Source organism: Nonomuraea sp. NPDC049637 (assembly GCF_040675235.1).
In the GTDB taxonomy this organism is placed as follows: Bacteria; Actinomycetota; Actinomycetes; order Streptosporangiales; family Streptosporangiaceae; genus Nonomuraea.
Genome location: NZ_JBFAOM010000016.1, coordinates 18,484 through 41,129 on the forward strand (window position 1 = coordinate 18,484; position 22,646 = coordinate 41,129).

A 22,646-nucleotide genomic window follows, 5' to 3' on the forward strand; every position below is an offset into this window, starting at 1 on the left:
GGAGCGCTCCCACGACGTGCGCGACAGGTCAGCCGACGTGCACGTGCTTGCGGGCGAACTCCAGTTGCAGGGCCGTCTGCGCGATGCGTTCGGCGACCACGAGCGAGCCGCGGATGGCGCCGTAGGTGTAGAGCTCGTGCTCGCGGCCGTGCTCGGCCAGCTTGGCCACGTACTTCTCGATCTGGCGCAGCGGGCAGCGGGTGTCGTTCTCGCCGGCGAGGATGAGCAGGGGGCTCTTGATCTGGTCCACGTACGTGATCGGCGAGCAGAACGCGTACCGCTCGGCCTGCTCGTCGGGGGAGCCGCCGAGCAGGGCGCGCTGGTAGGCGCGCAGGCTCTCGGCCTCGTCCTCGTAGCAGGTCTGGTGGCAGGCGATGGGCACCGCGGCGATGCCCGCGGCCCACAGGCCGGGCTGGACGCCGAGCCCGAGCAGCGAGAGGTAGCCGCCCCAGGCGGTGCCGGCCAGGATCAGCCGGGCGGGGTCGATCGTGCCCCGGTCCACCAGCGACTGGCGGACGGCGGCGATGTCGGCCAGCTCGATGTGCCCGACGTCGCCGTGCAGCGCGTCGCGCCAGGCGGAGCCGTAGCCGGTCGAGCCGCGGTAGTTGACGCGGACGACGGCGAAGCCCGCGTCGACCCAGGCCGCGACCTCGGGGGAGAAGGCGTCGCGGTCGTGGTCGGTCGGGCCGCCGTGCATGAGGAAGACCGCCGGATAGGGCGCCGCGCCGGTCTCGGGCTTGGACACCAGCGCGTGGATGCGCCCGCCGGGCCCCTCGACGTCGAGGTCCTCGACGGGCACGCTCGGCGGCGCCGGCGGGCCGCCCGCGTTGAGCACGACCTGGCCGTTGCTCGACCGGATGACCGGCGGGCGCGAGCCGCTGGACCAGGAGTACTCGATGTGGCCGCCGGGCCGCGGCGCGGCCTCGTCGATCACGCCGTGCGGGGTGTCGATGAGCGTCAGTACGCCGCCCGCCAGGTCGTAGCGGTGCAGGTAGCTGCGGGCACGGTGGTCGCGCACGATCAGCAGGCCGCGGCCGTCGTCGAACCACTCGGCGGCCAGGTCGCCGGGGTCCTTCAGCCAGATCTCGCGCTGCTCGTCGGTGACCGGGTCCCAGACCAGGGGCTCGTGGCGCTGGCGGCGCTCGTGCAGGGTCAGCAGGCGGCGGTCGCCGAGCACCGGGGCGAAGCGGAGGCCGTGCACGCCCTTGTCGGGGCCGTCGTAGAGCTCGCCGACGGTCTCGCCGTGCTGGTCGACGACGCGCAGCGCCGGACGCCGGAAGTCGCCGTACTCGCCGTGGTTGATGGCGATGAGGGAGCCGTCGAGGGACATGTCGGTCACCCAGGCGGCCTCGGCGTGCTCGTACAGCAGCTCGGCCGGCCCGCCGGGAGGCACCAGATGGATCCGGAACGTGCCCTCGCTGGCCAGGCTGATGGCGGCCAGGCCGGTGGCCGACAGCGCGATGCCGCCCGGCTGACCCGGCGGCAGGCCGGGCGCGGCCGGCTCGCTCGGACCGCCGGCGAACGGCTGGCGCCACCAGGTGCCGAACTCGTCGCCGTCGGTGTCGGCGAACCAGTAGATCCACTGTCCCGCCGGGTCGATCGCCGCGTACGCGGTGCCCTTGGGCCGGTCGGTGACCTGGCGCACGGCGCCCGTCGCCCGGTCCCAGGCGTAGACCTCCCACGTCCCGGTGGCGTTGGAGCGGTAGATGGAGCGGTTCGGGGCCTGGCGGGCCCAGGTCGGCAGCGTCATGCGCGACGCGCGGAACCTGGCCTGCCAGCGTTCCTCCGCCTTCATCCGGCGCGCCCCCTCCCATCGATGGCCCACGCCCTCTGGGTGCGGGATGCCGTCCAGTATTGCGCCTGAGTCGGGGAAATACTCGGGGAATGTGGGGGAATTTCGGACTAAATGCCCCATCAGTAACACCAGTCGCAGATGCCCGTCAAGGAACAGGTCTTGAACGGGACTCAGGCTCGAAGATAGACAGATGAAACGCGGCTCTGACCGTAACTTTCTTCTGGCCATTCTTGGCATGTCGGCGGAAATAACCGGATATGCGGGCGGCCAGCTCGGCGGAATCAGTGTGCCACGCGCTCGGGCCCATTCCCACGACCTGGATCAGCTCGTCCGGTCCGAGCTCCATGTCGAACTCGATCGTGCGCCGCCCGGTCTGAGCGAACCCCTGCATGCTGCGGGCGACCCGGCGATCCTTCTCCTCGTCCACCGAGAGCAGCCCCAGCTCCTCGACCAGCGGGCTCAGGTGCGCCGCGGCCGGGGTCGCGACGACCGCGGCCCCTCCAGGGCGCAGGATCCGCCGGAACTCGGGCCCGTTCCTGGGCGCGAACACATCGATCACCACATCGGCCACCCCATGCCGGATCGGGAGCGGCCGCCACACGTCCGCCACGAACGCCCCCAGCCTCGGATGCGCCCGCGCCGCCCGCCGTACGGCGTGCTTGGACACGTCGAACGCCATCCCGATGCCATCGTCCACCGCATTGAGCACGGCCGCCAGATAGTGTCCGGTGCCCGTGCCGGCGTCGACGATCAGCGGTGCGACCCTGCCCGCCGCGCCGAGACCCTCGACGGTCACCGGCCCATCTTGCGGACCGGCCTCCACTCCCGCCCCACCGTACGCTCTCGGCCCGGTTTCGTCATTCGATTCAGTAGAAGATTCACGTTTTTCTCCGGCCGCCACCCGTACGCGTACGGTTTCCGCCAGCGCCTGCGCCAGCGGGGCGTAGTGCCCGGCCGCCAGGAACTCGGCCCGCGCGGCCACCATCGCGGGGCTGTCGGCGGTGCCGGGCGGGCGTGACCCGGTGAGCAGGCTGACGTACCCCTGCTTGGCGACGTCGAAGGAGTGTCCCCGCGCGCACCGCAGGGCGCCCTCGGCGAGCTCCACGTCCGCGTGGCAGACGGGGCAGATCAGGTGTTCGACGATGTCGGCCAGCATGCGCCCATTCTCCAGCGGCCTCACGCCGCCGCGCGCAGCGCCTCCAGCAGGAACGCGGCGTTGGACGGCGTCGCGCGCAGCTTGCCGACGAGCGTCTCCAGGGCCTGCTGCCGGTCCAGCCCGGCGAGCGTGCGGCGCAGCCGCCAGATCACCTGGCGCTCCTGCGGATGCAGCAACATCTCCTCGCGCCTGGTGCCGGAGGCCTCCAGGTCGACCGCCGGGAACAGGCGCCGCTCGGCCAGGTCGCGGGCGAGGTGGAGCTCCATGTTGCCGGTGCCCTTGAACTCCTCGTACAGGCTGTTGTCCATGCGCGAGCCGGTGTCCACGAGGGCGCTGGCGAGGATGGTCAGCGAGCCGCCGCCCTCGACGTTGCGGGCCGCGCCGAAGAAACGTTTGGGCGGGTAGAGGGCGCGGGCGTCGATGCCGCCGGTGAGCACCCGGCCGCCGCCGGGCGCGAGGTTGTTGTAGGCCCGGCCGAGCCGGGTCAGCGAGTCGAGCAGCAGCACGACGTCGCGGCCGCCCTCCACCAGGCGCTTGGCGCGTTCGAGAGCCAGCTCGGCGACGGCGGCGTGGTCGCGGTCGGGGTGGTCGAAGGTGGAGGAGAAGATCTCCCCCTGGACGGAGGCTCGCATCTCGGTCACCTCCTCGGGCCGCTCGCCCACGAGCACGACCATGAGGTGCACCTCGGGATGGTTGCGGGTGACCGCGGCGGCCAGCGCCTGCAGCACCATCGTCTTGCCGGCCTTGGGCGGCGCCACGATGAGACCGCGCTGCCCCTTGCCGATGGGCGCGACCAGGTCGATGACCCGGGTGCTGAGCGACCCGGTCTCGATGACCAGCCGCTCGTCCGGGTGGACGGGCGTCAGCTCCTCGAAACGCGGCCGGTCCCGCCACTCGGTCAGGCCGTTGACGGACTGGACGGCGGCCGGCTTGTTCCCGGCCACGGAGGCCACGACGTGGTCGCCGCGCCGCAGCCCCAGCTGCCTGACCCGCTCGACCGGCAGGCGTACGTCGCCCGGCCCGGGAAGGTGTTCCGCGCGGATGAAGGCGGACTTCTCCTGCACGTCGAGGAGGCCGCTCACCTGCCCTGCGGGCGTTTCCGCGCGCTGTTGCGGAATGGTGTGAATAGACATGATGAGCCCCTTTGGGGGAGATGCGCCGATGCGGGATCGGCGAGTTCGATGAAGAAGCCGGGCCCGGAGAGCCTGGGCGGGGCTTGACGAGGAAAACCAGCGGAGCAGAAGCTCAACGCTTGTGGGGAAGATACCACACGTTCCGCCCCATAAAACGCCTAGCCCTCTTGGACTATTCCCGGACGGTTCTGGTGTGTTCTGCCGCGCGTCCCGGCCCGTACGCGTGACAATGTTCTTCATCGCACCACGCCGTGAGGAAGACGCCCGGCCGGCGGTGCGGCGAAGACACACAACCCCCATCAGCGCAGCGGCACCGTGTCAAGTGACATGCAGGACCCCTGCAACTCGGCGGGGGTTCCATGGACACATCCGAGCTCCTTGGGGGAACGCCATGAACACCGTCCACTGCCCGCAGTGCCAGCACACGCTCGACGAGGGCCCGATCATGTACCGGTGCGCCCACTGCTGCCGCGCCGTCTACGCCGCCGACCTGGAGAACGAGTACGTTCCGCGGCAGCCCGTCGCCGCCTAACCTAGGCGGGATGAAGCACAGCCCCATCACCGTCTCCGGCGTCGAGGTGACGCCGCTCTGCGACGCGGTGGGCCCGATGGGCCCCGCGATCCGCCTCCCGCTCGCCGAGATGTTCCCCGGCTCCGGCCCGGCGGACGATCCGTGGGTCCTGCACTTCCACTGCTACCTGCTGCGTGACGGCGCAGGCCGCCTCACCCTCGTCGACACCGGCATCGGCGGGGAGGACTCCCCGGCGGCCGGCTGGGCGCCCGTGCCCGGCGTCCTGACGGACGAGCTGGCGGCGGTGGGCGTCACGCCCGCCGACATCGGCACCGTCGTCCTCACCCACCTGCACAGCGACCACGCCAGCGGCGCGGTCACGGGCGGCCGGCCGGTGTTCGAGAACGCGCGCCACGTGCTCCAGCGGGCCGAGGTGGACTCGGCCTCCGGAGCCATGTCCGACCTGCTGACCCTGCTCAAGGACCAGCTCCACGTCGTCGAGGGGCAGGCCGAGATCGCGCCGGGCGTCCACGTCCAGCACACGCCCGGCCACACCGCCGGCCACCAGATCGCCAGGGTCGGCGACCTGGCCATCACCGGCGACCTCGTGCTCCACCCGGTGCAACTGGCCGACCCGGGCATCCACTACGCCTACGACGACGACCAGGAGACGGCCGCGCGCACGCGCACCGAGGTCCTGGCGGCGCTGCGGGCCGAGCGGGCGACCATCGCCACCGCGCACTTCAGCGAGCCGTTCATGCGTCTTTGATCCGTTACGGCACCATAGGCTGTCATGAAGATTCGTGTTGTGGCCGGGCTCGCCCTCGGCGTCGCATTGCTGGCCCCCGCCCCCGTGTCGGCGGCCACCGCGCCCGAGCTCTCCGGCGCCGCCGTCTACGCGGGCGACGGCCACCGGCTCGCCCGCTACGAAGGCGGGGAGTGGAGCACCCTCGCCAAGATCGGCGCGCTGCCGCAGTTCGCCGTCTCGCCGGACGGCAGGAAGGCCGCCTGGGTGACCGACGGCGGCAACCTCCAGGTCAAGGACGGCGCCAAGACCGTCACCGCGGCCACGAAGCTCCAGGGCGGCACGCCATGCCTGACTCCCGTCTGGTCGCCCGACTCCACGCAGGTCGCCTACGTCGGCAAGGGCGAGACCGTCATGGCGGTCAAGGCCGACGGCACCGGCAGGCGCCGGCTCGGCACGACCAAGGGCGTGTGCCACCTGGCGTGGGCGGCGGGCGGCCGGTACCTGGCGGGCTACACCGGCGAGGCCGACGCCGTCTACCGGCTCGACGTCCAGACCGGGAAGGCCGTCAGGGCCAAGGGCGTCAAGCTCGTCACCCACGTGCAGAGCCTGTCGCCGAACGGCCGCAACGCGGTCGTCGCGGTCCCCGCCGATTCCGCCGCGCTCGGCGATGGCAGCTGGCCGGCGGCCTTCAAGCCGGCCGTGGTCGACCTGGTGACGGGCCGGAAGCTCACCCCGGCCGTCAAGGGCCGGCTGATCGGCGCCTTCTACCTGGCCGACGGGCGGCTGGTCGTCCGCGTGGCGGGCGGCGCGCACAACACGCTGGTCGTGCTGGACGCGGCGGGCAAGGAGAGCCAGCGGATCGAGGAACCGGCCAAGGCCAGGACCCAGGCGCTGCTGCAGGTGCTGCCGTAACGTTGGCCCGGTGAACGATTTCTGGTCCACCGTCAACAGGGTCGTCACCGGGGCCGCGGCCTACATCACCGACGAGCGGGGCCGCGCCCTGCTCGTCAAGCCCAACTACCGCGACCACTGGTCCTTCCCCGGTGGCATCATCGACGCGGGCGAGCACCCGGCGCAGGCGCGCGCCAGGGAGGTGGCCGAGGAGCTCGGCCTGACGCTGGAGGTCGGCCGGCTGCTCGCCGTGAGCTGGGTCGACGGCCTGGCCTACGTGCCGTACGCGATGGTCAACTTCATGTTCGACTGCGGCGAGCTGCCGCCGGGCACGGTGATCACCTTGCAGGCCGAGGAGCTGGACGACCACGGCTTCTACACCCACGAGGAGGCCGCCCGCCTGCTGCCCGCCCACGGCCACCGGCGGCTGCTGGCGGCCGCGCGGGCGCGGGCCTCGGGCGGGACGGCCTACCTAGCTCCCGGCGAGGACCGGCTGGTCGGCCAGGATGGCTGAGGGCAGGAAGACCATCGCGGTCAGGCCGCCGTAGGGCGAGGGCGCGAGGGTGACCTTGATGTCGTGCCGGGCGGCCAGCCGGCCGACCACGAACAGGCCCAGCCGGTCGCTCTGCGCCAGGTCGAACTCCGGCATCTTGGCCAGCCGGTCGTTGAGCTCGTCCAGCTCGACGCGGGGCAGGCCGAGGCCGCGGTCCTCGATCTCGATCATCAGGCCGTTCGGGGTGCTCGAACTGCGCACGTCCACCCTGGTCTGCGGGGGTGAGAAGAGGGTGGCGTTCTCGACCAGCTCGGCCAGCAGGTGGGCCACGTCCGTGACGGTCGCGCCGAGCAGCGCGGTCTGCGGCGGCGGCAGGATCTCGACGCGCTCGTACTCCTCGACCTCCGCGACGGCCGCGCGCAGCACGTCGAGGATGGCCACCGGGTTGCGCCAGCCGCGTCCGGGGGCCTGGTCGGACAGGATGATCAGGCTCTCGGCGTGCCTGCGCATGCGGGTGGTGAGGTGGTCGAGCTTGAACAGGTCGGCCAGCAGGTCGGGCTCCTCGGTGGCCCGCTCCATGCTGTCGAGCTGGAGCAGCTGGCGGTGCAGCAGCGACTGGTTGCGCCGGGCCAGGTTCACGAAGACCTGGCTGACGCCGTGCCGCAGCCTGGCCTGGTCGACGGCGGCCTCCACGGCCGTGGACTGCACGTGGTTGAAGGCCCGTACGATGTCGGCGACCTCGGAGGTCTCCGTCCTGACCTCCAGCGGCGCGACCTCGGCGGCCGTGGGCGGGCGGGTGTTCGTGCGCAGCCGCTCGATCAGCCCGGTCAGCCGCACCTCGGCCAGCTCGGTGGCCGCGTCGCGCAGCCCGGCCAGCTCGCGGACCAGCCGCCTGCGGAAGCGCAGCGACAGCAGGATCGAGGCGAGCACGGCGAGCAGGCCCACGCCGCCGGCCACGCCGATCTTGATCAGGATGCTCCCGGCGGCCGGCGTCACCCGGGCCACGATGCCCTCCACGGCCTGGCCCTGGTCGCGTTCGAGCACGGCCCACAGGTTCTGGCCGTCGATCTCCCAGGTGGCGGCGGTGGCGGGCAGGCCGTTCATCGCGGCCTGGCCCCGGATGGCGTCCTCGGCGTCGAGGAACTCCTTGTAGACGGGCGAGGCGGCCAGTTGCTCGTACGGGCCGCGCAGGCCGCCGTCCAGGTGTGAGAGCGCCTGCGAGTACAGCAGCCGCCGGGTCGCCACCATCCCGGTGAACGCCTCCCGCTCGACCGCCTCGACCCGCCCTCTGGCCAGCACCACGACGATCATCGCGCGCTCGCGGGAGACCAGGTCCTTGGCCTCGCCGAGCATGGTGACGGCCCGCGCCTGCCGGTACAGCGACATGTCGGGCACCAGGACCATCGCGTCGTACATGCGGAAGGAGGCGTCCACGATCTGGCTGTAGCCGTCGATCACGGTCAGCGGCGCGACCGTGTTGCCGTCCACCTCGGCGCGGATGCCGGACAGCAGGTCGAGCTTGGCGTTGAGGGCGTCGAGCTGGGTGCGCATCTCGGGCGACATCCCGCGCTGGTCCTTGGCCAGCTTGCGGAAGGCCGCGACGGCCCGGTCGGTCTGCCCGCGCTGCCTGGCCAGCTTGTCCGCGCCGCGGTGGGTGGCCAGGAACTCGACCGAGGCCAGCCGCTCGTCCTGGAGCTCGGCGTTGACGCGCTCCGACGGCGTGGCCAGGTTGGAGGCGAGCTTGTTGATCTCCAGCAGGCGCAGGCCGTCACCGCCGGTCAGGCCCGCCGCGAACGCCCACAGCCCGACCAGGGACAGCAGCGGCACGAGCAGGAGGATCAGGAGCTTCAGAGCAATGGGACGGCCACGCGTGGGGGGCATGCGACCTCCGGGTGCATGATGAGATCGCCTCGCAGATTACACCCCCCTTTGGAAGGATTTCTGTGCGTCTTCCGCGTTCCGCCGCCGGCTGGACCATCGGCGTCTTCGGCGTGCTCGCCTTCGCGCTCGGGCTCGTCGGGCTGCTGTCGCCGGACTCCCTGCTGGTCCTGCTGGGTTTCGAGGTGCTCGGCGTACGGCCGTCCGGCGACTACACGCTGGTCTACATGGCGGCTTCGTCGATGGCGGCGGTGAACATGGGGGTCTATTACGTTTTCGCGGCATCCGCCGACTACACGCCGTTCTTCCGGTGGACCGTGCCGTTCCGGCTGGTGACGTTCGCGGTCTTCACGACGCTGGTCGTCACGGGGGCGGCGCCGGGCGAGTTCTTCGGCGTGGGGCTCTGGGAAGGCGTGGGAGCGCTGGTCACGGGCTTCGCGCTCTGGCGCGAGGGCAAGCTGCTGCCCTCGCGCCCATGAGCTCACGGCCTGGTGTCGTCGGGGCGGCGGCCGCCGGCCACCAGCCGGTCGCCGTCCACCCGTTCGTGCGCGGCTCGCTCGCTCGCGACCCGTTCGTGTGCGACGCGGCCGTCCGTTCCGCCGTCCGTCACGCCGTCGTGCGCGGCGCGGTTGCGGTCGCGTTCGAGCCGCCGTTCGAGGTCCCGCTTCTCGTTCTCCAGGCGGGAGACCCGGTCGGATTCCTCGGCGCGGGCGGCCCGCAGCCTGCGGCGCTTCCTGGCGGTCCTGCGCGACCCGGCGCCGATCAGCCAGATCCCCGCCAGCAGGGCGGCCGCGACGACCGCTCCGGCGAGGAACATCTGGACGTGGTCGAGCTGGTAGGTGTTGCCGAACAGGATGTACCTGGAGCTCTCCTCCGTCGCCACCAGGGCGACGGCGCCGCCGGCGAGCAGGACCAGGATCAGACCCAATAAGACCATCCGAACTCACCCCTTGTCGTCAGAGCGCGTTTCTTCTGCCCTGACGGAGACGGGGTATGCGCATGATGGCGGGTATGAGACCCGAGCCCGGCCAGGTGCTGCACTTCTCCGAGGACCCGACCATCGAGCGGTTCGTGCCCCGGGTCGCGCAGACGTCCTCGCTCGGCGAGCCGTACGTGTGGGCGGTCGGCCACGACCGCTGCCCCGACCACTGGTTCCCGCGCGCCTGCCCGCGGGCGATGGCCTGGCGCGGGCCGCACACCACCGACGAGGACGTGGCCAGGATCGCCGGCGCGGGCTGCGGCGACCGCGTGCACGCCGTCGAGTACGCCTGGCTCAGGGCCGTCATGGACGTCCGCCTGTACGCCTACCGCCTGCCCGCGGCCGGGTTCGCGCCGATCGGCGACCCGCCGCACGCCCTGGTGTCGAGGGAGCCGGTCGTCCCGATCGGCCCGCCGGAGCCGGTGGGCGACCTGTTCGAGCTGCACGAGCAGGCCGGGATCCAGCTGCGGGTGCTGGACAACCTGTGGCCGTTCTGGCACGAGGTGACCGGCAGCAGCATGGAGTTCAGCGGGATCAGGCTGCGGAACGCGCGTCGATGAGCGCGGTCAGCTCGGCCACCGGCATCGAGGCGGGCGGCAGCTTCTCGCGGGCGACCCGGTTGGCCTCGCGGCGCAGCACTTCGTTGACCGGCGTGGGCACGCCGTGCTCGCGGCCGAGCAGGACGATCTCGCCGTTGAGGTAGTCGGCCTCGATCGAGCCGCTGCCCCTGGCCAGGCTCTGCCAGGACGACCCGCCGCCGCGCCGGACGCCTTCGATCGGGACGACGTCCACCTGGTGGCCGCGGACCCGGCGCTCGTCCTCGGGGGTGGAGTAGGGGATGCCCGCGTGCTCGAACACGCCGATGGCCTCGGCACGGGCCCGGTCGGCGAGCTCGGCCATGCCGTCGGCGTGCCCGACGAGGGCTTCGACGGCGTTGCCGAGGTTGTTGAGCAGCTTGCCGTGCTTCCAGCGCATGACGTCGGGGGTGGCGCGGGCGAGGAGCCCGTGTTTGCCGAGGTCGTCGGCGATCTTCCCGGCGAGGTCGTCCACACCCTGGGGATAGCGGCCGACGTGCAGCAGGCCCGAGTACGGGTGGCCGTGGGCGGCCACGACGCCGGGTTCGAGGTGCTGGGACGGCAGCCACACGCACATGCCGTAGACCCGCTCGGACCTGCGCAGGACGGTGCGCTCGTTGGCCACGCCGTTCTGCGCGCACACGACCGGCAGGTCCGTCGGCCAGGGATCGAGGGCGGCCAGGGTGTCCTGGGACTTGGTGGCCAGGATCAGCACGTCGTCGTCGCGGGTGGGGATCGGGCTGGAGGCCGCGGGGATGGCCAGGGTCTCGTCGGAATCGGGGGTGATCAGGCGGAGTCCGTCACGCTTGAGCGCCTCGTGGTGCGCGCCTCTCGCGACGAGCACGACCTCGTGCCCGCCCTGGTGGAGGCGGGCGCCGATGGTGCCGCCGACTGCTCCTGCTCCGATCACTATGTAGCGCATTGTCGGAGGATGTCACTTCCTACTTCGCCAGCGCCACCTCGGTCTGCGGCATCAGGGCGGTCCCGCGCGTACGCTCGCGCATGATCGTCTTCAGCACGCGCCAGCCGTCGCGCACCGCGTGCAGGTTGCTCGCGCCGTGGATCCGGGAGCGCTCGTGGCTGGGCACCTCGTGGATGACCAGGCCGGCCTGGGCGGCCCGGACGTTCATGAGGGTCTCGATCTCGAAGCCGTCGCAGTCGAGCTCCATGACGTCCAGGTGGTCGCGCCAGAAGGCGTTGTAGCCGTAGCACAGGTCGGTGAAACGGGTGCCGTACAGCATGTTGGTCAGGCCGGTGAGGAACTTGTTGCCCAGCGACCGGATGGGGCTGAGGTCGTCAGAGCCGCCGCCGGGGGCGTACCTGGAGCCCTTGGCGAAGTCGGCGCCGTCGATGAGGGTCTCGACGAACGAGCGGATCTCCTTGCCGTCGGTGGATCCATCGGCGTCGATCATGACGATGATGTCCCCCCGGGCGGCCTGGAAGCCCTCGATGAGGGCGTTGCCCTTGCCGCGCCGGCTCTGCACGACGACCCGGAGGTCGGGGCGCAGCCTGCGCGCGACGGCGACGGTGTCGTCGGTCGAGTTGCCGTCGACCAGGATCACCTCGTCGATCCAGTCGGGCAGCGTGGCGAAGACGTGGGGAAGGTTCTCGGCTTCGTTCATCGCGGGGACGATGACACTGACACTGGCGGCGAAGGGCTGCTTGTTCATGGGTACAAGGTGCACCTGCACACATGCAGCCCACTTGACACTGCCTTGCAGTGATCCTACTTATATGCGATCTCCACCGACCAATGCCTCGTCCGCCCGCGCGAGGATCTCCTCGACGGTCTCGGCGGGGGACTGGGCGGAGGTGTCCAGCCACAGGCCGATGCGCGGCGTCCCGGCCCGCAGGGCGGCGTCGAGCTGGGCGATCGTCCAGGTGCCGTAGCCGGTCTTGGCGCGTTCGCGCTCGCGGCGCTCGACGGCGGCGGCGTCGGGGGCGAGCACGACCACCCGCAGCGGACGGGTGCGGATCCACCGAGTGAACCGCTCCAAGTCCTCTCCAAGAACCACATCTTGCACAATTGCTGTAAATCCGGATTCGAAATACAAGTCCGCCGTCCGGGCCGCGAGCCGGTAGCGCAGGTGCAACTGGCGCACCGCCTCCTCCTCCGACCCGGGCGTCATCTCGGCCCGGCCGCCCACGACCATGCGGCGGAAGGTGTCGCCCCGGACGTGGGCCGACCGCGGCAGGCGCTCGGCCAGCGCCTGGGCGACCGTGGACTTGCCCGCGGCCGAGATCCCGGTGACCAGGACGACGCCGTTCACCCGCGGCCGCCCCTCACCCGCCGACCAGCTTCCGCACCCGGTCGGCGCCCACCGCCATGAGCAGCGTGGGCAGCCGCGGCCCGGTGTCGCGGCCGACCAGCAGCCGGTAGAGCAGGACGAAGAACGCGCGCTGGGCCGCCTTCAGCTCCGGCGTGGGCTTGGCGTCGGCGTCGAGGCCGGCCTGGAGCTTCGGCACGCCGTAGACCAGGTTGGTGAGGCCGTCGAGCGTCCAGTCGTCGAGGCCGTCGGCCAGCAGCCGCAACGACTCGCGCTCGGTCTGGCCGAGGGAGTCGAGCAGCTCCTGGTCGGGCGTCTCGCGCACGTGGGTGCGCTGGTCGGCGGGCAGGTGGTCGGCCACCCAGCGCTGCGCCCGGTCGAGCCGGGGGCGGGCCTCGTCGAGCCGGTCGACGGCGTCGAGGTCGCGCAGGATGCGCAGCGCCTGCTCGTCGTGGCCGGTGGTGATGTCGAGGATCGAGGCCAGTGTGCGGTAGGGCACCGGGACCGGCGTGGCCGGCAGGGGCCCGGCGGCGGTGCCCACGGCACGGGCGTGGGCGGCCAGCTCGGCGGGCTGGGCCTGGCCGGCTGCGACCTTGCGGGCCAGGGCGTCCCACTCGTCGTAGAGGCGCTGGATCTCCTGGTCGAAGGCGATCTTGAAGGACTGCGCGGGCTTGCGGCGGGCGTACAGCCAGCGCAGCACGGGCGCCTCCATGATCTCCAGCGCGTCGGCCGGGGTCGGCACGTCGCCCTTGGAGCTGCTCATCTTGGCCATGCCGGTGATGCCGACGAAGGCGTACATCGGGCCGATGGGCTGCTCGCCGCCGAAGATCTCGCCGACGATCTGGCCGCCGACGATCCAGGCCGAGCCGGGGGAATGGTGGTCGACGCCCGACGGCTCGAAGACCACGCCCTCATGCGCCCACCGCATCGGCCAGTCGACCTTCCACACCAGCTTGCCGCGGTCGTGCTCGGCCAGGCGCACGGTCTCGCCGAACCCGCACTCGCAGGTGTAGGCCAGCTCGGTCGTCTCGTCGTCGTACGCGGTGACCTTGGTGAGGTCGCGCTCGCACAGCTCGCAGTACGGCTTGTACGGGAAGTAGTCGGCCACCTCCCGGCCGCCGTCCTTGGTCCGGTACGCCGCCAGGATCGCGTCGATCCGCGACCGCTCGCGCATGGCCAGCAGGATCTGCTCCCGGTAGGCCCCCGAGGTGTACTGCTCGGTCTGGCTGATGCCCCGGTAGTCGACGCCCAGCTCGGCCAGCGCGGCGGTCATCGGCGCCTTGAAGTGCTCGGCCCAGTTGGCGTGCGAGCTGCCCGGCGGGGCGGGCACCGAGGTCAGCGGTTTGCCGATGTGCTCGGCCCAGGACGGGTCGACGCCCGCGGGCACCCTGCGGAAACGGTCGTAGTCGTCCCAGGACAGCAGGTGCACGCAGTCGAGGCCGCGCCGCCTGATCTCGTCGGCGACGAGGTGGGGGGTCATGACCTCGCGCAGGTTGCCCAGGTGGATGGGGCCCGAGGGGCTGAGCCCGGAGGCGCAGACGATCGGTTTGCCCGGGGCACGACGCTCCGCCTCGGAGATCACCTCGTCCGCGAACCTGGAGACCCAGTCGGCCTCTGCACTTTCCGCCATCGAGCCATTGTCGCGGCTCGCCCGGGTCATACGCGAACCGGCCGAAAATCCGGTGCGTCGCCGACGAGCCCTGCAGTAGCCTCCGGCGCATGACGCCACCCCGTGTACGTCCGCCCTTCGTGGCCGACGAACGTACCCAGCTCGTCGGCTGGCTCGACATGCAGCGCGCGATCGTCCACTGGAAGTGCGAGGGGCTGGCCGAGGCCGACGCCCACCGGCCGGTGCTGCCGACCTCGCCCCTGATGACGGTGGCCGGCCTGGTCTCCCACATGCGCTGGACCGAGCACTGCTGGTTCGAGGTGCTCTTCCTGGGCGGCAGCGCCGAGGGCAACCCGCAGTTCCAGGACGAGCCCGAAGACGCCGACATGCTGGTCGAGGGCGTCACGCTGGCCCAGCTCCTCGACGACTACGCCAAGCAGTGCGAGCGCTCCAACGAGATCGTCGCCGCCCACTCGCTCGACGACGTCGGCAAGCACCCCGACTTCCGGTCGGCGGCCTCCTCGCTGCGCTGGGTGCTGATCCACATGGTCGAGGAGACCGCCAGGCACGCCGGCCACCTCGACATCGTCAGAGAGCTGGTCGACGGGAACAAGGGCTACTACTGACCCGTCACACGCCCAGCACGTCCGCGGGGTCGGCGACGATCCGCTGGATGATCAGCCCGGCCGCCCCCAGCACCGCCGCGTCGGCGCCGTTGGCCGAGACCACCAGGGCGGGCGGCGTGCCGCGCATCTGCCCCAGCCGGGCCGCCAGCACGTCCCGGGCCGGGGTCTCCAGCCACGGGAACAGCGGGGCGAAGATGCCGCCGAGCACGATCCGGCCGGGGTCCAGCAGGTGCACGGCCGACGTGAGCGCCACCCCGAGCGCCTCCCCGGCCCGCGTGCAGGCGGCCAGCGCGCGGCGGTCGCCGCCGGCCAGCGCGGCGGCCAGGGCGGCGACCGAGTCCAGGTCGCCGAGCAGGGCGTCCTGGCCCGCGTACACCTCCAGGCAGCCCCGGCCGCCGCAGCGGCAGGCGGGGCCGTCAGGGGTCACGACGACATGCCCCAGCTCGCCGGCCAGCCCGTACGTGCCCCGGAACACGGTCCCGTCCACGACCAGCCCGGCGCCGACGCCGATCTCGCCGGAGACGTAGAGGAAGTCCGTCGCCCGCGAGCCGAACCACAACTCGCCCAGCGCCGCCAGGTTCGCCTCGTTGTCGACCGCGCACGGCAGGTCGAGCAGGTCGGCCACCCGTACGTCGCGCCAGCCCAGGTGGGGGGCGTTGCGCAGCAGGCCGTCCTCGACCGTGCCGGGCACGGCCAGGGCGGCGCCGATGATCCGCAGCCCGGCCGCCTCGGCCTCCGCGGCGACCTCCTTCACCAGGTCGCGCAGCAGGTGCAGCACGCCCGCCGGGTCGGAGCCGCGGTTGTCGGCCGGGCGGATGCGGCGCAGGCGTACGGACCGGGTCAGGTCGACCACGCAGGCGGCCAGATAGTCGATGTTGACCTCCAGCCCGAGCGCGGCCACCCGGTGCCCGCTCAGCTCCACGGCCACGCCGGGCCGCCCGCGCTCGCCGTCGCGCACCGCGCCCGACTCGCTCACCGCGCCGGCCTCCAGCAGGGCCGCGACCAGGCTGGACACGGTGGTCTTGGTCAGCCCGGTGAGCTCGGCCAGCGCCGCCCTGGTGAGCGGGCCGTGCCCGTGGACGGCCTGGAGTACCACGGCCAGATTACGGGCACGCATGGAATCATGCCGGACCCCCCTTGACGCCACCATGCATGCCTCCTCAGGATTATGTACAGATTATGGACTAAAGGTAGGGGACGTCAGCAAATGTCATCCTTCACTCCGACACCCGCCGATCGCTTCACCTTCGGACTCTGGACCGTGGGCTGGCAGGCCCGTGACCCGTTCGGCGACGCGAGCCGTCCCGCGCTCGACCCCGTCGAGAGCGTGCACCGGCTGGCCGAGCTCGGCGCGTACGGCGTCACCTTCCACGACGACGACCTGCTGGCCGTCGAGCCCGACCGGGACAAGGCGATCGCCGCCTTCCGCAAGGCCCTGGACGAGACCGGGATGAAGGTCCCGATGGCCACCACGAACCTGTTCACCCACCCGGTGTTCAAGGACGGCGCGTTCACCAGCAACGACCGCGACGTGCGCCGGTACGCCCTGCGCAAGGTCATGCGCAACATCGACCTGGCCGCCTCGCTCGGCGCGACCACGTACGTGTGCTGGGGCGGACGCGAGGGCGCCGAGTCCGACGCGGCCAAGGACGTCAAGGCGGCCCTCGACCGCTACAAGGAGGGCCTCGACCTGCTCTGCCAGTACGTCCTCGACCGCGGCTACGACCTGCGCTTCGCCCTGGAGCCCAAGCCCAACGAGCCGCGCGGCGACATCCTGCTGCCGACCATCGGCCACGCCCTGGCGCTCATCAACGACCTGGAGCACCCCGAGATGGTGGGCCTCAACCCCGAGGTCGGCCACGAGCAGATGGCGGGGCTCAACTTCGTCCACGGCATCGCCCAGGCGCTGTGGCACGGCAAGCTGTTCCACATCGACCTCAACGGCCAGCACGGCCCCAAGTACGACCAGGACCTGATCTTCGGCCACGGCGACCTCAAGAGCGCCTTCTTCCTGGTCGACCTGCTGGAGAACGGCGGCTACGACGGCCCCCGGCACTTCGACTACAAGCCGCTGCGCACCGAGGACCCCGACGACGTGTGGGACTCGGCCGCCGCGAACATGCGCACGTACCTGATCCTGAAGGAGAAGTCGCGCGCCTTCCGCGCCGACCCCGAGGTCCAGGAGGCCCTGCGCGCCTCCCGCGTGGACGAGCTGGCCCGGCCCACGCTGGCCGCCGGCGAGACCTGGCAGGACCTGGCCGGCGACGACTTCGACCCCGAGGCGGCGGCCCGGCGCGGCTTCCACTTCACCCGGCTCAACCAGCTCGCCCTCGAACACCTCATGGGGGTCCGTGGATGACCAGGCCGCTCAGCGTCCAGCTCTACACCGTCAGGGAGCAGCTCGCCGCCGACCGCGACGGCACCCTTGAGCGCATCGCGGGCATCGGTTACGGCGCCGTCGAGCCCTTCGACCCGACCGCCGACCCCAAGGGCTTCCGCCAGGTGATCGACGACCTGGGGCTCGCGGTGAGCAGCACGCACGCGTACGCGCTGCTCAGCCAGGAGCCCGCCGAGGTCTTCGACGCCGTCGCCACGGTCGGCGCCGACCTGGTGATCATCCCCGGCGGCGTCCCCGAGGCCGAGTTCACCACCCGCGACGGCCTCTCGCGCACCGCCGACCTGCTGAACGGCCTGGCCGAGCAGGCGGCCGGGCACGGCATGCGCATCGGCTACCACAACCACTGGTGGGAGATCGAGCCCAGGATCGACGGCCGGCACGCCATCGAGGCGCTGGCCGACCTGTTGGTCCCCGAGGTGTTCCTGGAGATCGACACGTACTGGGCGGCCGTGGGCGGCGCCGACGTGCCCGCCCTGCTCGGCCGCCTGGCCGGGCGCACGCTCGCGCTGCACGTCAAGGACGGGCCGATGGTCAAGGGCGAGCCGCACACGGCGGTGGGGGCGGGCGCGATGCCGGTGCCCGAGATCCTGGCCGCCGCGCCGGACGCCTGGCGGATCGTCGAGCTCGACACGTGCGCGACCGACCTGTTCACCGCCCTGGCCGACAGCCACGCCCACCTGACCGGCCTGGAGGGCTCGTGAGCGGCGGGCCCGTCGGTGTCGCGGTCGTCGGCGCCGGCGTGATCAGCGCCCAGTACCTGCGCAACCTCACCGCCTTCCCCGACGTGCGGGTGCTCGGCGTGGCCGACCTCGACACCGGCCGGGCCGCCGCGGCGGCCCGCGAGCACGGCGTGCCCGCCTCGGGCGGCCTGGCCGAGATCCTCGCCCTGCCCGAGGTCGAGATCGTGGTCAACCTGACGGTTCCGGCCGCGCACGCGGCCGTCGCGCTGGAGTCCCTGCGCGCCGGCAAGCACGTGTACGGCGAGAAGCCGCTCGCCCTGGACATGGACCAGGCGGCCAAGGTCATGGCCGAGGCCGCGAACCTGGGCCTGCGCGTCGGCGGCGCCCCCGACACCTTCCTCGGCCCCGGGCTCCAGGCCGCGGCGCACGCCCTGCGCTCCGGCCTGATCGGCGAGCCGGTCGGGATCACCGTCGCCTTCCAGAACCTGGGCCCGGAGTCCTGGCACCCCGATCCCGAGTTCTACTACCGGCCCGGCGGCGGCCCCCTGTTCGACATGGGCCCCTACTACCTGACCGCGCTGGTCTCCCTGCTCGGCCCGGTCGCCCGGGTCGCGGGCGGCACCCGCAGGGCCCGCGCCGAGCGGGTCGTCGGCTCCGGCCCCAAGGCCGGCACCCTGTTCCCCGTGGACGTGCCCACCCACGTCAACGCCCTGCTGGACTTCCCCGGCACGGCCACCGCCACCGCGACCTTCAGCTTCGACTCGCCCGTCAGCCGCAAGCTGATCGAGGTCATCGGCACGGAAGGAGCCCTGCTGCTGCCCGACCCCAACACCTTCGGCGGCCCGCTGCTGGTCCGCGGCCCGCACGACGCCGACTGGCGCGAGCTGCCCGTCGCCGCCGAGCAGGCCGGGCGCGGCATCGGCGTGCTCGACCTGGCCCGGTCGCTGCGCGCGGGCACGCCGCACCGGGCCTCGGGCGAGCTGACGCTGCACGTGCTGGAGCTCATGACGGCCATCACCGAGTCGGGCGAACGCGCCGAGTTCCGCCCGATCACCTCGGCCGCGACGGCCCCCGAGCCCCTGCCCGCCGGCTGGGACCCGTACGCGAGCACGCTGTCCTGACGGGACGGCTCAGAAGAGCGGCTTGGCCAGCCGGATCGTCAGGATCCGGCTGGTCACGCCCGAGTCCACCAGGCGGCCGTCGGCGTCGAAGGTGCCGAGGCCGAAGTCGTTGTCGTTGGCCACGGCGAGCGTCACCGGGTCGAGCAGGGCGACGCCCTCGATCTTGCCGGGCAGGCCGGGGATCGCCGCCAGGTCCACGGCCAGGGCCTTGGTGGCGACGGTGACGTCCGACGGCAGCGACGCCTCCAGCGAGGGCGTGGTGGCCGGGTCGTCGTGCCGGCCGCCGAGCAGGTTCGTCGCCCGGCGCAGGTCCACGGTGTAGAGGCGGGCCACGGCGTCGGTGCGCTCCTGGAGCAGCAGGCGGCCGGGGCTCAGCACGTTCAGGGCGGAGATCTTCATGTCGCCCTGCTCGGCCGCCGGGTCGAAGGCGGCGACGTTCTCCATGGTGTAGGCCCACTCGCCGGTCGGGCGGCCGGTACGCAGGTCCACCCGCAGGATCCGGGCCGTGCTCGACGCCTTGCCGGTCTTCTTGTCGGGGTTGGCGAGCGGGCTCTGCACGGCCAGGTACAGGGCGCGCTCGGCCTGCGAGACGCCGAGCGCCTCGATGCCGCGGTTCTGCTGCCGGGTCGCCAGGATCGCGGGCAGCGTCTCGTGGACCGGGTAGCCGGCGCCGGTCAGCTTCAGGCCCTTGGGCACGTACCTGGCCAGGACGCGGCCGTCGCCCGCCACGTGCAGCAGCGAGGGGGAGTACTCGTCCACCAGCCAGAAGCCGCCGCGACCGTCGGTGACGAGGTCCTCGGTGTCCAGGCCGTTCGGGTCGTAGGGGAGCTGCGTCAGGCCGTCCCAGGTGTAGGGGATCTCGTCGTGGCCGGACTGGTTGGACAGGCCGGTGATCGGGGTGCCGTCGGAGGTCTTCAGCGGGATGCTCTGCACGATGCGCGCCGTGTCGTGCCGCACGGCCACGCGGACGATCGCCGGGGCGAACTCCGGCACCGGGAACGTGCGCCGCTTCTCGCCGTTGATCTTGGGCTCGCCGTTCGGGCCGCGGTCGGTGACCATCCAGTACTCGCCCGCGCGCCTGGCCGGGAACAGGCCGCTGCCGAGGCCGCCCAGCTTGACGCCGCGGGAGTTCTTGACGATGTCCGGCTCGAAGGCGGCCAGGTCGGGGGCGGGCAGCGTCACGTCGGACAGGACGCGCGGCTGCCGTCCCGAGGCGGCGTCGGCGGGCGCGGCGACGGTGGTGGCGAGGGCCGCGCCGACGGCCAGCAGGGCGATGAACGAACGAGACATGACGCTTCCCTTGACAGCAAATCTACAGATAAGGGTCGAAAGGTATCCACGCTGGATGTCCTGCCGTTGAAGGGCGCGTGAATTCGTCACACGACATTCTGCGAAATTTATCGATGGCCGGTGACATGTCGTACTAGGTGGTCCTCCGAGGGCTTCCTACCGTGGAGCCGTGATCCTCATCCGGCGTACGGCCGTCGCCGCGGCGGCCGCGCTCATCTGCTCGCTGCTGCCCGCGCAGGCCGCCCGCGCCGACGGCGCCTACACCTGCTTCCTCGGCCGGATCGACCACGGCACGATCTCCGGCCGGGACTGCGAGGGCGTCGGCTACGTGAACGTCAACGTCACGATCATGGCCGGCCCCGACCTCGGCACGTACCTGTGCCGCACGGCCTTCTCCTGGAACGGCTCCCTGTCGGGCGAGGGCTGCACGCGCTGAGCCCGAGCCGGGCGTCCTTTCCTGCCGGTGAGGTCCCCGGACCGGCCGTTCCCTTCCCCTTGTTCGGGGCAGAGGGCTGCTCATGACCCAAGACCCTTTTGAACCCCCCGGAGCCGGGCTCATCACCTCCTGGATCGCGCTCCTCGACAACGCCCGCCACGAGAACCGGGTCATCTCGGTACGCCTGCTCAGCGGTGACTCCTTCACCGGCCACGTCACCCGCCGGGGCGACTCCGTCGTCACCGTCGAGTCCTCGGAGCGGACCTCCGGCGTCCGGGAGCACAACCTCGCCATCAGTGCCATCGTGTCGATCACCTTCGAGTCGCCGGCCGCTCCCGGCGGGACCTCGCCCGCCTGAGCACCCGCCGGAACGCCCGGCTGTGTGCCGGAAGCGCCGGACGCGCCGGCCTGTCGCACGGGAACGCGTCGTCCCGTATCGTCCCCACCAGCGGACCCCGTCCACGTGAGGAATGATCAACATGTCCCACGATGTGGTACGACGCGTTTTCCAGGCGGTCGACTCGTTCGACCCCGACACGTTCGCCGAGCTGCTGGCCGAGGACGCCACCCTGGTGTTCGGCAACGCCGAGCCCATGGTGGGACGCCACGCCGTCGCCGCCGGCCTGCGGACGTTCTACTCGACCATCGGCGGCCTGCGGCACCGGATCGTCCGGGACTGGCAGGTGGGGGCCGACACGATCGCCGAGACCGAGGTGACGTACCGGCGGCTCGACGGCAAGGACGCCGCGGTGGTGGCCGTGTCGATCTGGCGCACCCGGGACGACGGCCTGATCTCGGACTACCGCATCTTCGCCGATCTCGCCCCCGTCCACGAGGCGTAACGCGTTCCTGCTATTCCTGTCGGTATTGTGGACAACTCCGTGCGCCGCCGGCGGCCACGTACCGACAGGAGAACCGCCATGCCCACCTACGAGCCGCCCACCCCCACCCCGACCGGTACGCCCGCCCCGAGCCCCACGCCCCCGACCCCCAGTGAGCCCCCGACCCCCAGCCCCACGACCCCGTACCCCACCCCGACCCCCACCTCCACGGCAACCCCGTCGCCCACCGGGACCCCGACTCCGACCGGAACCCCCACTCCGACCGGAACCCCCACTCCGACCGGGACAGCCTCTCCGACCGGGACGCCGACGCCGACCCCGACCGGGACCGGCACCCCGACCCCCACCGGCACCCCGACCCCCACCGCAAGCCCGACCCCCACCGCGACCACCACCCCCAGTGCGACACCGAACCCTTCAGGGGTGGCTCCCGCCCCGAGCGCCACCCCCTCGGCCCCCGCCCCGGGCGCGGCCGGCCCCCCGGGCCCTGGGATGCCGACCACCGAGGTGCACGGCACCACCTTCACCAAGGCCGCCGGCGCCTTCCTGGCCGAGCGCACCGAATTCGCGAACGACACCCGCCGCATCCTCGACGCCCTCGACGCACTGGGCGACTTCGCAGGCACCGACGAGACCGCGAACACCTTCAAGAAGAACTACGCGACGGCCCTGGGAAAGGCCGAGACCTACGTCGACGCCCTGCGCGAGGTCTACCCGGCGGTGGCCGACCGCCTGGCCGACATGCGGACCAGCTTCGACGTCGCCAACTGGGCCACCATCGCATCCCTGCCCGAAGTGTCCGACCCGCCCAAGCTCGCCCCCAAGGACGGACAGCTCATCTGACACCCCTGGAGCCCCCGATGACCACCCCCGAAGACCCCACCCCCTACCTCGACGACGAGATGCGCCACCTTCTCGGCCAGTTCCAGGCCGATGTCCGCCCGCTGGAGGAGTTGCAGGAGAGCCTCGACGCCGTCCGCGGCCGTGGCGAGGCCGCCGACGGCCAGGTGACGGCCGAGGTGTTGCCGACCGGCGCGCTCGGCGGCCTGCGCATCGATCCGCGGGCCATGCGACTGGGCGCGGACGCCCTGGCCGAGGCCGTCCTGGCCGCCGCGAACGCCGCGGCCGAGGACCTCGCCGCCCAGATGACCGGCCTGATGACGACCGGTCTGAGCCCTTTCGCCGACGAGATCCGTCGTTTCACCCGGGACTGACGAC

General features: G+C 72.1%; 26 protein-coding genes. 15 read left to right on the forward strand and 11 right to left on the reverse strand.

Annotation, left to right across the window (positions count from 1 at the left end):
* Positions 1-28: 28 nt before the first annotated feature.
* From AB0J71_RS22595 to rho, 3 genes are all read right to left on the reverse strand, one after another.
* A complete protein-coding gene (locus AB0J71_RS22595; protein WP_364415816.1) occupies positions 29-1,795 on the reverse strand; it encodes a prolyl oligopeptidase family serine peptidase in 1,767 nt (588 codons plus the stop codon).
* Between the two features lie 145 nt (positions 1,796-1,940).
* A complete protein-coding gene (locus AB0J71_RS22600) occupies positions 1,941-2,951 on the reverse strand; it encodes a putative RNA methyltransferase (protein WP_352321295.1) in 1,011 nt (336 codons plus the stop codon).
* Positions 2,952-2,971: 20 nt separating this feature from the next.
* On the reverse strand, positions 2,972-4,084 hold the full coding sequence (gene rho, locus AB0J71_RS22605; protein ID WP_364415818.1) for a transcription termination factor Rho: 1,113 nt from the start codon (positions 4,082-4,084) through the stop codon (positions 2,972-2,974).
* Between the two features lie 391 nt (positions 4,085-4,475).
* Between rho and AB0J71_RS22610 the strand changes: the two genes are divergently transcribed.
* The 4 genes from AB0J71_RS22610 to AB0J71_RS22625 are packed head-to-tail and all read left to right on the forward strand — an operon-like array spanning position 4,476 to position 6,748.
* Entirely contained in the window at positions 4,476-4,616 is a 141-nt protein-coding gene (locus tag AB0J71_RS22610; RefSeq protein ID WP_352321299.1) for a hypothetical protein, read from the forward strand.
* Between the two features lie 10 nt (positions 4,617-4,626).
* The gene (locus tag AB0J71_RS22615) at positions 4,627-5,364 is read left to right on the forward strand and encodes an MBL fold metallo-hydrolase (protein ID WP_364415820.1); all 738 of its coding nucleotides are present in this window, start codon (positions 4,627-4,629) and stop codon (positions 5,362-5,364) included.
* Positions 5,365-5,388: 24 nt separating this feature from the next.
* Entirely contained in the window at positions 5,389-6,255 is an 867-nt protein-coding gene (locus AB0J71_RS22620; protein WP_364415822.1) for a hypothetical protein, read from the forward strand.
* A 10-nt stretch (positions 6,256-6,265) separates the two neighbouring features.
* Positions 6,266-6,748, forward strand: coding sequence for an NUDIX hydrolase (locus tag AB0J71_RS22625; RefSeq protein WP_364415824.1), 483 nt, complete (start codon positions 6,266-6,268; stop codon positions 6,746-6,748).
* Here AB0J71_RS22625 and AB0J71_RS22630 read toward each other — a convergent pair.
* On the reverse strand, positions 6,707-8,608 hold the full coding sequence (locus AB0J71_RS22630) for a nitrate- and nitrite sensing domain-containing protein (RefSeq protein ID WP_364415826.1): 1,902 nt from the start codon (positions 8,606-8,608) through the stop codon (positions 6,707-6,709). The genes AB0J71_RS22625 and AB0J71_RS22630 overlap by 42 nt on opposite strands.
* A 62-nt stretch (positions 8,609-8,670) precedes the next feature.
* On the opposite strand from AB0J71_RS22630, the gene AB0J71_RS22635 reads away from it, so the two are divergent.
* Positions 8,671-9,084: a hypothetical protein gene (locus tag AB0J71_RS22635; RefSeq protein ID WP_364415828.1), complete on the forward strand. Its 414-nt coding sequence runs from the start codon at positions 8,671-8,673 to the stop codon at positions 9,082-9,084.
* Positions 9,085-9,086: 2 nt separating this feature from the next.
* Here AB0J71_RS22635 and AB0J71_RS22640 read toward each other — a convergent pair whose 3' ends face one another.
* Positions 9,087-9,542, reverse strand: a complete 456-nt coding sequence (locus AB0J71_RS22640; RefSeq protein WP_352321308.1) for a hypothetical protein — start codon at positions 9,540-9,542, stop codon at positions 9,087-9,089.
* Between the two features lie 74 nt (positions 9,543-9,616).
* On the opposite strand from AB0J71_RS22640, the gene AB0J71_RS22645 reads away from it, so the two are divergent.
* Complete coding sequence (locus tag AB0J71_RS22645) at positions 9,617-10,144, forward strand: DUF6886 family protein (RefSeq protein ID WP_364415830.1); 528 nt, start codon at positions 9,617-9,619, stop codon at positions 10,142-10,144.
* Here the strand turns inward: AB0J71_RS22645 and AB0J71_RS22650 are convergent.
* From AB0J71_RS22650 to lysS, 4 genes are read right to left on the reverse strand one after another with little or no spacing between them, the layout of a single operon-like run.
* A complete protein-coding gene (locus AB0J71_RS22650) occupies positions 10,119-11,081 on the reverse strand; it encodes a 2-dehydropantoate 2-reductase N-terminal domain-containing protein (protein ID WP_364415832.1) in 963 nt (320 codons plus the stop codon). The genes AB0J71_RS22645 and AB0J71_RS22650 overlap by 26 nt on opposite strands.
* 19 nt (positions 11,082-11,100) lie before the next feature.
* The gene (locus AB0J71_RS22655; RefSeq protein WP_352321313.1) at positions 11,101-11,829 is read right to left on the reverse strand and encodes a glycosyltransferase family 2 protein; all 729 of its coding nucleotides are present in this window, start codon (positions 11,827-11,829) and stop codon (positions 11,101-11,103) included.
* Positions 11,830-11,889: 60 nt separating this feature from the next.
* Positions 11,890-12,429: an AAA family ATPase gene (locus AB0J71_RS22660; RefSeq protein ID WP_364415834.1), complete on the reverse strand. Its 540-nt coding sequence runs from the start codon at positions 12,427-12,429 to the stop codon at positions 11,890-11,892.
* A gap of 13 nt (positions 12,430-12,442) precedes the next feature.
* The gene (lysS, locus tag AB0J71_RS22665; RefSeq protein ID WP_364415836.1) at positions 12,443-14,056 is read right to left on the reverse strand and encodes a lysine--tRNA ligase; all 1,614 of its coding nucleotides are present in this window, start codon (positions 14,054-14,056) and stop codon (positions 12,443-12,445) included.
* A gap of 89 nt (positions 14,057-14,145) precedes the next feature.
* On the opposite strand from lysS, the gene AB0J71_RS22670 reads away from it, so the two are divergent.
* Positions 14,146-14,661 (forward strand): DinB family protein, encoded by a 516-nt coding sequence (locus AB0J71_RS22670; RefSeq protein ID WP_352321319.1) that lies wholly within the window; start codon positions 14,146-14,148, stop codon positions 14,659-14,661.
* Positions 14,662-14,665: 4 nt separating this feature from the next.
* Here AB0J71_RS22670 and AB0J71_RS22675 read toward each other — a convergent pair whose 3' ends face one another.
* Positions 14,666-15,778 carry an ROK family transcriptional regulator gene (locus tag AB0J71_RS22675; RefSeq protein ID WP_364415838.1) on the reverse strand — a complete coding sequence of 371 codons (1,113 nt, stop codon included), beginning with the start codon at positions 15,776-15,778 and terminating at the stop codon, positions 14,666-14,668.
* Positions 15,779-15,868: 90 nt separating this feature from the next.
* On the opposite strand from AB0J71_RS22675, the gene xylA reads away from it, so the two are divergent.
* The 3 genes from xylA to AB0J71_RS22690 are packed head-to-tail and all read left to right on the forward strand — an operon-like array spanning position 15,869 to position 18,860.
* Positions 15,869-17,020: a xylose isomerase gene (gene xylA / locus AB0J71_RS22680; RefSeq protein WP_352321322.1), complete on the forward strand. Its 1,152-nt coding sequence runs from the start codon at positions 15,869-15,871 to the stop codon at positions 17,018-17,020.
* Positions 17,017-17,760, forward strand: a complete 744-nt coding sequence (locus tag AB0J71_RS22685; protein WP_364415840.1) for a sugar phosphate isomerase/epimerase — start codon at positions 17,017-17,019, stop codon at positions 17,758-17,760. The genes xylA and AB0J71_RS22685 overlap by 4 nt, the downstream gene beginning before the upstream one ends.
* Complete coding sequence (locus AB0J71_RS22690) at positions 17,757-18,860, forward strand: Gfo/Idh/MocA family oxidoreductase (protein ID WP_352321325.1); 1,104 nt, start codon at positions 17,757-17,759, stop codon at positions 18,858-18,860. The genes AB0J71_RS22685 and AB0J71_RS22690 overlap by 4 nt, the downstream gene beginning before the upstream one ends.
* 9 nt (positions 18,861-18,869) lie before the next feature.
* On the opposite strand, the gene AB0J71_RS22695 is transcribed toward AB0J71_RS22690, so the two are convergent.
* Complete coding sequence (locus AB0J71_RS22695) at positions 18,870-20,150, reverse strand: esterase-like activity of phytase family protein (RefSeq protein WP_352321326.1); 1,281 nt, start codon at positions 20,148-20,150, stop codon at positions 18,870-18,872.
* A 169-nt stretch (positions 20,151-20,319) separates the two neighbouring features.
* On the opposite strand from AB0J71_RS22695, the gene AB0J71_RS22700 reads away from it, so the two are divergent.
* The 5 genes from AB0J71_RS22700 to AB0J71_RS22720 all read left to right on the forward strand — a co-directional run bounded on the left by AB0J71_RS22700 (position 20,320) and on the right by AB0J71_RS22720 (position 22,642).
* A complete protein-coding gene (locus tag AB0J71_RS22700; RefSeq protein ID WP_364415842.1) occupies positions 20,320-20,586 on the forward strand; it encodes a hypothetical protein in 267 nt (88 codons plus the stop codon).
* 82 nt (positions 20,587-20,668) lie between these two features.
* On the forward strand, positions 20,669-20,944 hold the full coding sequence (locus tag AB0J71_RS22705; RefSeq protein ID WP_352321328.1) for a hypothetical protein: 276 nt from the start codon (positions 20,669-20,671) through the stop codon (positions 20,942-20,944).
* A 121-nt stretch (positions 20,945-21,065) separates the two neighbouring features.
* Entirely contained in the window at positions 21,066-21,428 is a 363-nt protein-coding gene (locus AB0J71_RS22710) for a nuclear transport factor 2 family protein (RefSeq protein ID WP_364415844.1), read from the forward strand.
* 492 nt (positions 21,429-21,920) lie between these two features.
* On the forward strand, positions 21,921-22,271 hold the full coding sequence (locus tag AB0J71_RS22715) for a hypothetical protein (protein WP_352321331.1): 351 nt from the start codon (positions 21,921-21,923) through the stop codon (positions 22,269-22,271).
* Between the two features lie 17 nt (positions 22,272-22,288).
* Positions 22,289-22,642, forward strand: coding sequence for a YbaB/EbfC family nucleoid-associated protein (locus tag AB0J71_RS22720; RefSeq protein ID WP_352321333.1), 354 nt, complete (start codon positions 22,289-22,291; stop codon positions 22,640-22,642).
* Positions 22,643-22,646: the final 4 nt, after the last annotated feature.

Excerpts from the sequence above, each read along its gene's own strand:
- AB0J71_RS22595 (WP_364415816.1), bottom strand. The coding sequence starts at position 1,795 with ATGAAGGCGGAGGAACGCTGGCAGGCCAGGTTCCGCGCGTCGCGCATG.
- AB0J71_RS22600 (WP_352321295.1), bottom strand. The coding sequence starts at position 2,951 with ATGCTGGCCGACATCGTCGAACACCTGATCTGCCCCGTCTGCCACGCG.
- rho (WP_364415818.1), bottom strand. The coding sequence starts at position 4,084 with ATGTCTATTCACACCATTCCGCAACAGCGCGCGGAAACGCCCGCAGGG.
- AB0J71_RS22610 (WP_352321299.1), top strand. The coding sequence starts at position 4,476 with ATGAACACCGTCCACTGCCCGCAGTGCCAGCACACGCTCGACGAGGGC.
- AB0J71_RS22615 (WP_364415820.1), top strand. The coding sequence starts at position 4,627 with ATGAAGCACAGCCCCATCACCGTCTCCGGCGTCGAGGTGACGCCGCTC.
- AB0J71_RS22620 (WP_364415822.1), top strand. The coding sequence starts at position 5,389 with ATGAAGATTCGTGTTGTGGCCGGGCTCGCCCTCGGCGTCGCATTGCTG.
- AB0J71_RS22630 (WP_364415826.1), bottom strand. The coding sequence starts at position 8,608 with ATGCCCCCCACGCGTGGCCGTCCCATTGCTCTGAAGCTCCTGATCCTC.
- AB0J71_RS22640 (WP_352321308.1), bottom strand. The coding sequence starts at position 9,542 with ATGGTCTTATTGGGTCTGATCCTGGTCCTGCTCGCCGGCGGCGCCGTC.
- AB0J71_RS22645 (WP_364415830.1), top strand. The coding sequence starts at position 9,617 with ATGAGACCCGAGCCCGGCCAGGTGCTGCACTTCTCCGAGGACCCGACC.
- AB0J71_RS22650 (WP_364415832.1), bottom strand. The coding sequence starts at position 11,081 with ATGCGCTACATAGTGATCGGAGCAGGAGCAGTCGGCGGCACCATCGGC.
- AB0J71_RS22655 (WP_352321313.1), bottom strand. The coding sequence starts at position 11,829 with ATGAACAAGCAGCCCTTCGCCGCCAGTGTCAGTGTCATCGTCCCCGCG.
- lysS (WP_364415836.1), bottom strand. The coding sequence starts at position 14,056 with ATGGCGGAAAGTGCAGAGGCCGACTGGGTCTCCAGGTTCGCGGACGAG.
- AB0J71_RS22670 (WP_352321319.1), top strand. The coding sequence starts at position 14,146 with ATGACGCCACCCCGTGTACGTCCGCCCTTCGTGGCCGACGAACGTACC.
- AB0J71_RS22675 (WP_364415838.1), bottom strand. The coding sequence starts at position 15,778 with ATGCGTGCCCGTAATCTGGCCGTGGTACTCCAGGCCGTCCACGGGCAC.
- xylA (WP_352321322.1), top strand. The coding sequence starts at position 15,869 with ATGTCATCCTTCACTCCGACACCCGCCGATCGCTTCACCTTCGGACTC.
- AB0J71_RS22685 (WP_364415840.1), top strand. The coding sequence starts at position 17,017 with ATGACCAGGCCGCTCAGCGTCCAGCTCTACACCGTCAGGGAGCAGCTC.
- AB0J71_RS22695 (WP_352321326.1), bottom strand. The coding sequence starts at position 20,150 with ATGTCTCGTTCGTTCATCGCCCTGCTGGCCGTCGGCGCGGCCCTCGCC.
- AB0J71_RS22705 (WP_352321328.1), top strand. The coding sequence starts at position 20,669 with ATGACCCAAGACCCTTTTGAACCCCCCGGAGCCGGGCTCATCACCTCC.
- AB0J71_RS22710 (WP_364415844.1), top strand. The coding sequence starts at position 21,066 with ATGTCCCACGATGTGGTACGACGCGTTTTCCAGGCGGTCGACTCGTTC.
- AB0J71_RS22715 (WP_352321331.1), top strand. The coding sequence starts at position 21,921 with ATGCCGACCACCGAGGTGCACGGCACCACCTTCACCAAGGCCGCCGGC.
- AB0J71_RS22720 (WP_352321333.1), top strand. The coding sequence starts at position 22,289 with ATGACCACCCCCGAAGACCCCACCCCCTACCTCGACGACGAGATGCGC.